The organism is Streptomyces sp. GbtcB7, assembly GCF_019091445.1.
GTDB classification, from domain to species: Bacteria; Actinomycetota; Actinomycetes; order Streptomycetales; family Streptomycetaceae; genus Streptomyces; species Streptomyces mirabilis.
Genome location: NZ_JAGXJM010000013.1, coordinates 266,368 through 277,051, shown reverse-complemented (window position 1 = coordinate 277,051; position 10,684 = coordinate 266,368). Strand labels below are relative to the sequence as shown.

Annotated in this window: 20 protein-coding genes and 1 pseudogene; all 21 read right to left on the bottom strand. The window is 65.1% G+C overall.

Annotated elements, in window-relative coordinates; all coding sequences use genetic code 11:
• Positions 1–125, bottom strand: a pseudogene (locus tag KVT44_RS23060) (DNA-directed RNA polymerase subunit alpha); the annotation flags it as partial.
• Positions 126–240: 115 nt separating this feature from the next.
• Complete coding sequence (gene rpsK, locus KVT44_RS23055; RefSeq protein ID WP_003956432.1) at positions 241–645, bottom strand: 30S ribosomal protein S11; 405 nt, start codon at positions 643–645, stop codon at positions 241–243.
• A gap of 64 nt (positions 646–709) precedes the next feature.
• Complete coding sequence (rpsM, locus tag KVT44_RS23050) at positions 710–1,090, bottom strand: 30S ribosomal protein S13 (RefSeq protein WP_060901485.1); 381 nt, start codon at positions 1,088–1,090, stop codon at positions 710–712.
• Positions 1,091–1,301: 211 nt separating this feature from the next.
• Positions 1,302–1,415, bottom strand: coding sequence for a 50S ribosomal protein L36 (gene rpmJ, locus KVT44_RS23045; RefSeq protein ID WP_003998809.1), 114 nt, complete (start codon positions 1,413–1,415; stop codon positions 1,302–1,304).
• A gap of 70 nt (positions 1,416–1,485) precedes the next feature.
• A complete protein-coding gene (infA, locus tag KVT44_RS23040) occupies positions 1,486–1,707 on the bottom strand; it encodes a translation initiation factor IF-1 (RefSeq protein WP_003948620.1) in 222 nt (73 codons plus the stop codon).
• A 371-nt stretch (positions 1,708–2,078) separates the two neighbouring features.
• Positions 2,079–2,915, bottom strand: a complete 837-nt coding sequence (map, locus tag KVT44_RS23035) for a type I methionyl aminopeptidase (RefSeq protein WP_099921124.1) — start codon at positions 2,913–2,915, stop codon at positions 2,079–2,081.
• A 140-nt stretch (positions 2,916–3,055) separates the two neighbouring features.
• Positions 3,056–3,718, bottom strand: a complete 663-nt coding sequence (locus tag KVT44_RS23030; RefSeq protein ID WP_143602627.1) for an adenylate kinase — start codon at positions 3,716–3,718, stop codon at positions 3,056–3,058.
• A complete protein-coding gene (secY, locus tag KVT44_RS23025) occupies positions 3,718–5,031 on the bottom strand; it encodes a preprotein translocase subunit SecY (protein ID WP_060901488.1) in 1,314 nt (437 codons plus the stop codon). The genes KVT44_RS23030 and secY overlap by 1 nt, the downstream gene beginning before the upstream one ends.
• 228 nt (positions 5,032–5,259) lie before the next feature.
• Positions 5,260–5,715, bottom strand: a complete 456-nt coding sequence (gene rplO / locus KVT44_RS23020; protein WP_060901489.1) for a 50S ribosomal protein L15 — start codon at positions 5,713–5,715, stop codon at positions 5,260–5,262.
• A 2-nt stretch (positions 5,716–5,717) separates the two neighbouring features.
• A complete protein-coding gene (rpmD, locus tag KVT44_RS23015; RefSeq protein ID WP_060901490.1) occupies positions 5,718–5,900 on the bottom strand; it encodes a 50S ribosomal protein L30 in 183 nt (60 codons plus the stop codon).
• 2 nt (positions 5,901–5,902) lie between these two features.
• Positions 5,903–6,505: a 30S ribosomal protein S5 gene (rpsE, locus tag KVT44_RS23010; protein WP_055513610.1), complete on the bottom strand. Its 603-nt coding sequence runs from the start codon at positions 6,503–6,505 to the stop codon at positions 5,903–5,905.
• A 41-nt stretch (positions 6,506–6,546) separates the two neighbouring features.
• Positions 6,547–6,930 (bottom strand): 50S ribosomal protein L18, encoded by a 384-nt coding sequence (rplR, locus tag KVT44_RS23005; RefSeq protein ID WP_067367094.1) that lies wholly within the window; start codon positions 6,928–6,930, stop codon positions 6,547–6,549.
• Positions 6,931–6,933: 3 nt separating this feature from the next.
• Positions 6,934–7,473 (bottom strand): 50S ribosomal protein L6, encoded by a 540-nt coding sequence (gene rplF / locus KVT44_RS23000; protein ID WP_067367096.1) that lies wholly within the window; start codon positions 7,471–7,473, stop codon positions 6,934–6,936.
• Positions 7,474–7,497: 24 nt separating this feature from the next.
• Positions 7,498–7,896 carry a 30S ribosomal protein S8 gene (gene rpsH, locus KVT44_RS22995; protein WP_055614920.1) on the bottom strand — a complete coding sequence of 133 codons (399 nt, stop codon included), beginning with the start codon at positions 7,894–7,896 and terminating at the stop codon, positions 7,498–7,500.
• A 210-nt stretch (positions 7,897–8,106) separates the two neighbouring features.
• The gene (locus tag KVT44_RS22990; protein ID WP_003948630.1) at positions 8,107–8,292 is read right to left on the bottom strand and encodes a type Z 30S ribosomal protein S14; all 186 of its coding nucleotides are present in this window, start codon (positions 8,290–8,292) and stop codon (positions 8,107–8,109) included.
• A 5-nt stretch (positions 8,293–8,297) separates the two neighbouring features.
• Positions 8,298–8,855, bottom strand: a complete 558-nt coding sequence (gene rplE / locus KVT44_RS22985; RefSeq protein ID WP_099921126.1) for a 50S ribosomal protein L5 — start codon at positions 8,853–8,855, stop codon at positions 8,298–8,300.
• Positions 8,855–9,178 carry a 50S ribosomal protein L24 gene (gene rplX, locus KVT44_RS22980; RefSeq protein ID WP_067367101.1) on the bottom strand — a complete coding sequence of 108 codons (324 nt, stop codon included), beginning with the start codon at positions 9,176–9,178 and terminating at the stop codon, positions 8,855–8,857. Before rplX ends, rplE begins: the two co-directional genes overlap by 1 nt.
• Before the next feature lie 2 nt (positions 9,179–9,180).
• On the bottom strand, positions 9,181–9,549 hold the full coding sequence (gene rplN, locus KVT44_RS22975; protein WP_003998823.1) for a 50S ribosomal protein L14: 369 nt from the start codon (positions 9,547–9,549) through the stop codon (positions 9,181–9,183).
• 200 nt (positions 9,550–9,749) lie between these two features.
• Positions 9,750–10,037 (bottom strand): 30S ribosomal protein S17, encoded by a 288-nt coding sequence (rpsQ, locus tag KVT44_RS22970; protein WP_099921127.1) that lies wholly within the window; start codon positions 10,035–10,037, stop codon positions 9,750–9,752.
• Complete coding sequence (gene rpmC / locus KVT44_RS22965) at positions 10,037–10,261, bottom strand: 50S ribosomal protein L29 (protein WP_217568327.1); 225 nt, start codon at positions 10,259–10,261, stop codon at positions 10,037–10,039. Before rpmC ends, rpsQ begins: the two co-directional genes overlap by 1 nt.
• The gene (gene rplP, locus KVT44_RS22960) at positions 10,261–10,680 is read right to left on the bottom strand and encodes a 50S ribosomal protein L16 (RefSeq protein ID WP_010986348.1); all 420 of its coding nucleotides are present in this window, start codon (positions 10,678–10,680) and stop codon (positions 10,261–10,263) included. Before rplP ends, rpmC begins: the two co-directional genes overlap by 1 nt.
• Between the last annotated feature and the right edge of the window lie 4 nt (positions 10,681–10,684).

Below are 10,684 nucleotides of genomic sequence, written 5' to 3'. Positions count from 1 at the left end.
AGCGTGCGACGCAGGGAGTTGCCGAGGGTGTAGCCGAAGCCCGGCTCCAGCGGCTCGATCACGAACCGGGAGCGGAATTCGTCGACGACCTCTTCGGTCAACGAGGGACGCTGAGCAATCAGCATGTTGCGATCCTTCAGTCATGGGCGCCCGCTATTTGACGCCCTGCTGCTACTGCAAGGGTACGGGCGGCACGCCTCCGAAGAGCCGTACCGCCCGGAACCTCAAGACAACCGAGCCTCAGACGCGGCGGCGCTTGGGCGGACGGCAGCCGTTGTGCGGGGTGGGGGTGACGTCCTGGATGGAGCCGACCTCGAGGCCAGTGGCCTGGAGGGAGCGGATCGCGGTCTCGCGACCGGAGCCCGGGCCCTTCACGAAGACGTCAACCTTGCGCATGCCGTGCTCCTGCGCGCGACGGGCGGCCGACTCGGCGGCCATCTGCGCGGCGAAGGGGGTGGACTTGCGCGAGCCCTTGAAGCCGACGTGGCCGGCGGAGGCCCAGGAGATCACGTTGCCCGAGGGGTCCGTGATCGAGACGATGGTGTTGTTGAACGTGCTCTTGATGTGAGCGTGCCCGTGAGCGACGTTCTTCTTTTCCTTGCGGCGCACCTTCTTGGCAGCGCCCTGACGACCCTTGGGGGGCATCTATTACTCCTACGGGAGGTGGTCGGTCCTACAGCGAAGACCGCTGATAAGCGTCCGCTGAGGACTACTTCTTGCCCGGCTTCTTCTTACCGGCGATGGCGCGACGCGGGCCCTTACGGGTACGAGCGTTCGTGCTGGTGCGCTGACCGTGGACGGGCAGGCCACGACGGTGGCGCAGACCCTGGTAGCAGCCGATCTCGACCTTGCGGCGGATGTCGGCCTGAATCTCGCGACGGAGGTCACCCTCGGTCTTGATGTTCGCGTCCACGTACTCGCGGATCTTGACCAGCTCTTCTTCGGAGAGGTCACGAACGCGGGTGTTCGGGTTCACGCCGGTCTCGGCCAGCGTCTGCTGGGAAAGGGTCCGGCCGATGCCGAACACGTAGGTCAGGGCGACCTCCACACGCTTTTCGCGCGGGATGTCAACACCGGAAACGCGTGCCATTCAATGGCTCCAGTTGTCGTTCGGAGGTCTTCCGCAGAACCGGATCCCGCCCGCCGTCCTCTCCTCTTGTAGAAGATTCGGTACGAACCGGGTCCCCGGCCTCCGACCGGGGGTGTCAGGTCTGATGAGACTCAGTCCTGGATTCTGCGTATGAACATGTACTGCTTGCGTCGCGCGAAGTATCTGCGGATGCAGAAGGTGCGGTCGTGCGTCAGCCCTGGCGCTGCTTGTGGCGCGGGTTTTCGCAGATGACCATGACCCGACCGTGACGGCGGATCACCCTGCACTTGTCGCAGATCTTCTTGACGCTCGGCTTGACCTTCATTGGTGAGGTTCTCCGGGTCAGTGCCACCCCCCGCGTCCCGAGAACCGGGAACACGGAGTAAGGGCAAGATCTACTTGTACCGGTAGACGATGCGGCCACGCGTCAGGTCGTACGGAGACAACTCCACCACGACCCGGTCGTCAGGGAGGATGCGGATGTAGTGCATACGCATCTTGCCGCTGATGTGTGCCAGGACCTGGTGGCCGTTCTGGAGCTCGACCTTGAACATGGCGTTCGGAAGAGACTCGACGACAGTGCCCTCGATCTCGATGGCACCTTGCTTCTTGGCCACGCTTCGCCCTTCGAATCGACTACCTTGATCGACTTCGCACGAGCGCATGCAGACATGCGGGTGCACGAGAGCCGACGAGTCAGTCTACGTCAGGCCTCTCGGAAAGACGAATCGAGAAAGAATGCCCCACTACGGAGATCGTTAAGCAACGGGGGTCGTCGACGCGTCGCCGCGGACCTTCCGGACCGGCGCCACGGAGACGTACGGCGATCACACAGCCACCCGCCGTGTCCGCCCGGTACCCCCCACTCGGGTGCCGCGATCCCCCACACCGCCACCAACCAGACCCCGTCCGCCAACGTCAGGCCAACGGGGTCCGGCGCCGTCAGGCCAGCGGGACCGGCGCCATCAGACCAACAGGTCCGGCGCCGTCAGGCCAGTGGGTCCGGCGCTGCCGTGATCCCGTGCTCCGCCAGCTTGGCCTTGCCGCCGTCCGGGGCCGTGAGGACCAGCGGGCCCTCCTCCGTCAGCGCCACCGAGTGCTCCCAGTGCGAGGACCACGTGCCGTCCGTCGTGATGACGGTCCAGTCGTCCTCCAGCACCTCGGTCCGCGGCGTGCCCAAGGACACCATCGGCTCGATGGCCAGGCAGAAGCCGGGGACCAGCTTCGGACCCTTGCCGCGCCGCTTCTCGACGTAGTTCAACAGGTGCGGGTCCATGTGCATCTCGGTGCCGATGCCGTGGCCGCCGTAGTCCTCGATGATTCCGTACTTGCCGCCGCCGGGCTTCGGCTGGCGGCGGATGTACGTCTCGATCGCACGCGAGACGTCGACGAGCCGGTTGCCCTGCTTCATCGCCGCGATGCCCGCCCACATCGACTCCTCGGTCACCCGGGAGAGCTCGAGCAGCTCCGGGGCGTGACCGGAGCCCACGAACGCGGTGTACGCCGCGTCCCCGTGCCAGCCGTCCACGATCGCGCCGCAGTCGATCGAGATGATGTCGCCGTCCTTCAGGACCACCTCGTCGGACGGGATGCCGTGGACGACGACCTCGTTGGCCGAGGTGCAGATGGTCGCGGGGAAACCGCCGTACCCGAGGAAGTTCGACTTCGCCCCGTGCTCGGCCAGCACCTTGCGCGCGACCTCGTCCAGGTCCTTCGTCGTGGCACCCGGCACGGCCGCCTCACGTGTGGCCGCGTGAATGGCCGCGACGACCAACCCCGCCGCACGCATCTTGGCGATCTGCTCAGGGGTCTTGATCTGCACCATGGCGGCCCGCGCTCTCCGTCTTCTCCGTCATTCCGACGACGTACCCAATCAGGTCGTGCACCACTACGTACACGACCGCCTGCACAACACTACGGCCGCGGCACCCCCGGAGGGCACCGCGGCCGATGGCAGCGTGACGACTACTTGTCGCCGACCTTGCTCTTGAGCGCCTCCATGGCGCGCCCCGTGACCTCTTCCACCTTGCCGAGCGCCGAGATCGTCACGACCAGGCCCTGACGGGCGTAGTAGTCGATGATCGGCTCGGTCTGCGTGTGGTAGACCTCGAGACGCGTACGGACCGTCTCCTCGGAGTCGTCGTCCCGCTGGTACAGCTCGCCGGCGCAGACGTCACAGACGCCTTCCTGCTTGGGCTGCTTGTACGTCACGTGGAAGACGTGCGAAGAGTCGTTGCGGCAGATGCGGCGGCCCGCGATGCGCTTGACCACCTCGTCCTCGGGGACCTCCAGGTCCAGCACCGCGTCCAGCTTCATGGCCTCGGCCTTGAGCATCTCGTCCAGCGCCTCGGCCTGCGAGACGTTGCGAGGGAAGCCGTCCAGCAGGAAGCCGTTGGCGGCGTCGGGCTGCTCCATGCGGTCCTTGGCCATCCCGATGGTGACCTCGTCCGGCACCAGCTTGCCCGCGTCCATGTACGCCTTGGCCTGCTTGCCCAGCTCCGTGCCCTGACTGATGTTGGCGCGGAAGAGGTCGCCCGTGGAGATGTGCGGAATCCCCAGGTTCTTGGCAAGGAACGCAGCCTGCGTTCCCTTCCCGGCACCGGGCGGCCCGACGAGGACGATTCGCATCAGCGGAGGAACCCTTCGTAATTGCGCTGCTGAAGCTGGCTCTCGATCTGCTTCACCGTCTCAAGACCGACACCCACGATGATCAGGATGCTGGTACCACCGAACGGGAAGTTGCCGGTTGCCCCGAAACCCACCAACGCCATTGTCGGTACGAGAGCGATCAGACCCAGATACAGCGACCCCGGCCAGGTGATCCGGTTGAGTACGTAGCTCAGGTACTCAGCGGTCGGCCGGCCAGCCCGGATGCCCGGGATGAAGCCACCATACTTCTTCATGTTGTCCGCGACTTCCTCGGGGTTGAACGAGATCGCCACGTAGAAGAACGCGAAGAAAACGATCAGGAGGAAGTAAGAGACCAGGTAGATGGGGTGATCGCCCTTGGTCAGGTTCTGCGTGACCCAGGTCTTCCAGCCGGAGTTGCCGTTGGAGAACTGGGCGACCAGAGCCGGGATGTAGAGCAGGGACGACGCGAAGATGACAGGAATCACACCCGCCTGATTGACCTTCAGCGGGATGTAAGTGGACGTACCGCCGTACGACCGGCGCCCGATCATGCGCTTCGCGTACTGGACCGGGATCCGCCGCTGGGCCTGCTCCACGAAGACGACCAGCGCGACCATGACCAGTCCGACCGCGATCACGGTGCCGAACTCGATCCAGCCGCCGGCCAGCGTGCCCTGCGTCTTGATCGCCCACAGCGCGGACGGGAAGGTCGCGGCGATCGAGATGAACATGAGGATCGACATGCCGTTGCCGATGCCGCGGTCGGTGATGAGCTCGCCCAGCCACATGACGACGCCCGTACCGGCGGTCATGGTGACGACCATCACGACGGTCTGGAAGATCGACTGGTCAGGAACGATCTGGTTGGCCACCTGGCAGCCACTGAACAGGGCGCCGCTGCGGGCGGTCGCGACAAGGCCGGTGCCCTGCAGGATCGCCAGCGCCACCGTCAGATAACGGGTGTACTGCGTGATCTTCGCGGTGCCGGCCGAACCCTCCTTCTTGAGGGCTTCGAGGCGCGGGATCACCACCGTCAGCAGCTGCAGGATGATGCTCGCCGTGATGTACGGCATGATGCCGAGCGCGAAGATCGTGATCTGCAGCAGCGCACCACCACTGAACATGTTGACCAGCCCGAACAGACCCTGGTTGCCCTTGGCCACGTCGATACAGGTCTGGACGTTCTTGTAGTCGACACCTGGGATCGGTACGTGGGTACCGACCCGGTAGACCACGATGATGCCGAGCGTGAAGAGCAGCTTCTTGCGCAGGTCGGGCGTCTTGAACGCCCGGGCGAACGCGGTGAGCACGGTGCCTCCTGCGACCCCCGCGCAACTGCGTCAGAGGTGACGGTCTTGAGGTTCGACGAATAGGTAGGTATCGGTCGACTGCCGCCCGATGGAACGCCGGACGAAAGTCGGCAGTGCAGGCCACCTTACCGGCGAGACTGCCCCCCTAGGAACGACCAACCGGGGATACCCCATTTGTAGGGGCACCCCCGGTCGGGATCGCTCATGTCATCGAGACGCCTGAAAAGATCAGACGAGCTCGGTGACGGTACCGCCGGCGGCGGTGATCTTCTCCTTGGCGGAGCCGGAAACGGCGTCAACCGAAACCTGCAGCGCGACGGAGATCTCGCCCTGGCCGAGGACCTTGACGAGGCTGTTCTTGCGAACGGCACCCTTGGCGACGAGACCCTCGACGGTGACCTCGCCACCCTCCGGGTACAGCGCGGCCAGCTTGTCGAGGTTCACGACCTGGAACTCGGTCTTGAACGGGTTCTTGAAGCCCTTCAGCTTCGGGAGGCGCATGTGGAGGGGCATCTGCCCGCCCTCGAAGCGCTCCGGAACCTGGTAGCGGGCCTTCGTGCCCTTGGTACCACGACCGGCCGTCTTACCCTTCGACGCCTCACCACGACCCACACGGGTCTTGGCGGTCTTGGCGCCCGGGGCGGGACGGAGGTTGTGGATCTTGAGCGGGTTGTTCTCCGCCATGATCAGTCGACCTCCTCAACCGTCACGAGGTGGCGGACGGTGTGCACCATTCCGCGGAACTCGGGGCGGTCCTCCTTGACGACCACGTCGTTCAGGCGCTTGAGCCCGAGCGAACGCAGGGTGTCGCGGTGGTTCTGCTTGCTGCCGATGTACGACTTCGTCTGCGTGATCCTGAGCTGAGCCATGATTACGCACCCGCTCCCGCACGCGCACGAAGCAGAGCCGCGGGGGCGACGTCCTCGAGGGGCAGACCACGGCGGGCCGCGATCTCCTCGGGACGCTGCAGGCCCTTGAGGGCCGCCACGGTCGCGTGCACGATGTTGATCGCGTTGGACGAGCCGAGCGACTTCGACAGGATGTCGTGAACGCCGGCGCACTCGAGCACCGCACGCACCGGGCCACCGGCGATAACGCCGGTACCGGGGGAAGCAGGCTTGAGCAGGACGACGCCCGCGGCCTTCTCGCCCGTGATCGGGTGCGGGATGGTGCCCTGGATACGGGGGACCTTGAAGAAGTGCTTCTTGGCCTCCTCAACACCCTTGGCGATGGCGGCCGGCACCTCCTTGGCCTTGCCGTAACCAACACCGACGGTGCCGTCACCATCGCCCACCACGACCAGCGCGGTGAAGCTGAAGCGACGACCACCCTTCACAACCTTGGCGACGCGGTTGATCGCGACAACGCGCTCAACGTACGCGGTCTTCTCGGCAGCAGCGCCGCCGTCACGGCCCTTCCGGTCCCGCCGCTCGCCGCCACCGGCACCGCTTCCGCGGCGCTGGGGTCCAGCCATTGGAATTACCTCTCTCTGTTTCCGCTAGCTACGGAACCGACTCAGAACTTGAGTCCGGCTTCGCGGGCGGCGTCCGCCAGAGCGGCAATGCGCCCGGCGTACTGGTTACCACCACGGTCGAATACGACAGCCTCGACACCGGCGGCCTTGGCGCGCTCGGCGACCAGGGCGCCGACCGACTTGGCCTGCGCGGACTTGTCGCCCTCGCCACCACGGACCGTGGTGTCCAGGGTCGACGCCGACGCGAGGGTGTGACCCTTAACGTCGTCGATGACCTGGGCCACGATGTGGCGGTTGGAGCGCGTCACGACCAGGCGCGGACGCTCAGCCGTACCGGAGATGTGCTTCCGGATGCGGATGTGACGACGCTTGATGGCAGCACGCTTGTAAGCGTCGCCCTTAGCAATCTTGACACCGTATGCCATGGCTTACTTACCCGCCTTTCCGACCTTGCGGCGGATGACTTCGCCTTCGTACTTGACGCCCTTGGCCTTGTACGGGTCGGGCTTGCGCAGCTTGCGGATGTTGGCCGCAACCTCTCCGACCTTCTGCTTGTCGATGCCCTCGACCGAGAACCGCGTCGGGTTCTCGACCTTGAAGGTGATGCCTTCGGGGGCCTCGACGGTGATCGAGTGGCTGTAGCCGAGCGAGAACTCCAGGTTGGAGCCCTTCGCCAGGACGCGGTAACCGACACCGCTGATTTCGAGCTTCTTCACGTAACCCGTGGTCACGCCGGTGATCATGTTCGCCACCAGCGTGCGGGACAGGCCGTGCAGGGCCTTGTTCTGACGCTCGTCGTTCGGGCGGGTGACATTGAGAATGCCGTCCTCACCCTTGGCGACCTCGATCGGCGCCGCGACGGTGTGGGAGAGGGTGCCCTTGGGGCCCTTCACCTGGACCGTACGGCCGTCGATGGTGACGTCCACGCCGGCGGGAACCGTGATGGGGAGCTTGCCAATACGCGACATAGCTGTTTCCTCCGTTCCCTTCCGTTACCAGACGTAGGCGAGAACTTCTCCGCCTACGCCCTTCTTGCCGGCCTGCTTGTCGGTGAGGAGACCGTGCGACGTGGAGATGATCGCCACGCCGAGGCCACCGAGCACCTTGGGCAGGGAGGTGGACTTCGCGTACACACGCAGACCCGGCTTCGAAATCCGCTTGATGCCCGCGATGGAGCGCTCACGGTTCGGGCCGAACTTCAGCTCGAGGACGAGCTTCTTGCCGACCTCGGCGTCCTCGACCTTCCAGCCGGTGATGAAGCCCTCCTGCTGGAGGATCTCTGCGATGTGCGACTTGATCTTGCTGTGCGGCATCGCGACATCGTCGTGGTACGCCGAGTTCGCGTTACGCAGACGAGTAAGCATGTCTGCGATGGGATCAGTCATGGTCATGAATTGGCCTTCGGCCTCTCTCGCCGGGGTTTCCTGTATGCGCCATCCCTCTCCCCACTCAGTGGCGGGACGGGTGCGGTGCGGGGACCTACGGCGTAGTAAGTCGTACGGGCGTCAGGCGCCCAACCCTCCTAGCCTAAGCCATGGAGGGCAGGGCACCTGACCGAACCCTTTACTTACCGAGAGCCCTGGAATCCCTTGTTGGGGGGACTACCAGGAGCTCTTGGTCACGCCCGGCAGCTCGCCACGGTGAGCCATCTCACGAAGGCAGACGCGGCACAGGCCGAACTTGCGGTACACGGAGTGCGGACGGCCGCAGCGCTGGCAGCGCGTGTAGCCACGTACGCCGAACTTGGGCTTACGAGCAGCCTTGGCAATCAGAGCCTTCTTCGCCATCTCGCTTACGCCTCCTTGAAGGGGAAGCCGAGGTGACGGAGAAGGGCACGGCCCTCAGCGTCGTTGGTCGCCGTGGTCACCACGGTGATGTCCATGCCCCGGGTACGGTCGATCTTGTCCTGGTCGATCTCGTGGAACATGACCTGCTCCGTGAGACCGAAGGTGTAGTTGCCACGGCCGTCGAACTGCTTGGGGGACAGGCCGCGGAAGTCGCGGATGCGCGGCAGCGCGAGCGACAGGGTGCGGTCCAGGAACTCCCACATGCGGTCGCCACGGAGCGTGACGTGGGCACCGATCGGCTGACCCTCACGCAGCTTGAACTGCGCGATGGACTTGCGGGCCTTGGTGATGGCCGGCTTCTGACCGGTGATCGTGGTCAGGTCACGGACGGCACCGTCCATGAGCTTCGAGTCACGGGCGGCGTCGCCGACACCCATGTTGACCACAATCTTGACGAGGCCGGGAACCTGCATGACGTTCTCGTAGGAGAACTCCTCACGCAGCTTGCCCGCGATCTCCTCGCGGTACTTCGTCTTGAGACGCGGAGTCGTGGTGGTAGCCATCAGATGTCCTCACCCGTCCGCTTGGCAACGCGAACCTTGTTGCCCTCATCGTCGAAGCGGTAACCGACACGCGTGACGACCTTGTTGCCGTCCTTCTCCACGACGAGCTGAACGTTGCTCACGTGAATCGGGGCCTCGGTCGTGACGATGCCGCCGGCCTGGGAACCGCTGGCGGTCGGGCCGGCCTTGGTGTGCTTCTTGACCCGGTTGACACCCTCGACCAGGACGCGCTCGTCGCGCGGGTAAGCGGCAATGACCTTGCCCTGCTTGCCCTTGTCCTTGCCGGTGATGACCTGAACCGTGTCACCCTTCTTGATCTTCATGCTTACAGCACCTCCGGCGCGAGCGAGATGATCTTCATGAACTTCTTCTCGCGCAGCTCACGGCCGACGGGGCCGAAGATACGGGTGCCGCGAGGGTCGCCGTCGTTCTTCAGAATGACGGCGGCGTTCTCGTCGAAGCGGATGTACGAGCCGTCCGGACGGCGGCGCTCCTTGACGGTGCGAACGATGACCGCCTTGACGACGTCACCCTTCTTCACGTTGCCGCCGGGGATCGCGTCCTTGACGGTGGCGACGATGACGTCACCGATGCCCGCGTAGCGGCGACCGGAGCCACCGAGCACACGGATGCAAAGGATTTCCTTCGCCCCCGTGTTGTCGGCGACACGCAGTCGCGACTCCTGCTGGATCACGTCTATCTCCTGATTGTCTGCCGGTTCCCGCGGGGATCCCTTTCGGGTCGCCCCGCGAGCCTGGCGGAACCGTCCTGCGGGTAAGCCCCGCAGGAATTACTTGGCCTGTTGAGGGAGAAAACCTCCGCCGGGGGCCGGGCACCTGACGGTGCGGCAGGCCCCCGGCGGGGGGCAACGGGGGGACTGAGCCCCCCGTTTGATTACTTCGCCTTCTCGAGGATCTCCACGATGCGCCAGCGCTTCGTCGTGGACAGCGGACGCGTCTCCATGAGGAGGACGCGGTCGCCGATACCCGCGGCGTTCTGCTCGTCGTGGGCCTTCAGCTTGCTCGTACGGCGGATGACCTTGCCGTACAGGGCGTGCTTGACGCGGTCCTCGACGGCGACGACGACGGTCTTGTCCATCTTGTCGCTGACGACGAGACCCTCACGGGTCTTGCGGAATCCGCGCGCCTCAGTGGTGTTCTCGGTCACGTTGCTCTCGCTCATCAGGCGCCCTCCACCGTTTCGATGCCCAGCTCGCGCTCACGCATCAGGGTGTAGATCCGCGCGATGTCCTTGCGGACGGCCTTGAGCCGACCGTGGTTCTCGAGCTGACCGGTCGCCGCCTGGAAGCGGAGGTTGAACAGCTCTTCCTTGGCTTCGCGAAGCTTCGCGAGAAGCTCCTCGTCACCCAGTTCGCGCAGCTCGGACGCCTTGGTACCGGCCGACATCACGCTTCACCTGCCTCGCGCTTGACGATCCGGCACTTCATCGGCAGCTTGTGGGCTGCGCGAGTGAGGGCCTCACGGGCGATCTTCTCGTTGGGGTAGGACAGTTCGAACATGACCCGGCCCGGGTGCACGTTCGCGATCCACCACTCGGGAGAACCCTTACCGGAACCCATGCGGGTCTCGGCAGGCTTCTTCGTGAGCGGGCGGTCCGGGTAGATGTTGATCCAGACCTTGCCGCCACGCTTGATGTGGCGGGTCATCGCGATACGGGCGGCCTCGATCTGGCGGTTCGTCACGTACGCCGGCGTGAGGGCCTGAATGCCGTACTCGCCGAACGAAACCTGCGTACCGCCCTTGGCCTGACCACGGCGCTTGGGGTGGTGCTGCTTGCGGTGCTTGACCCTACGGGGGATCAGCATGTCG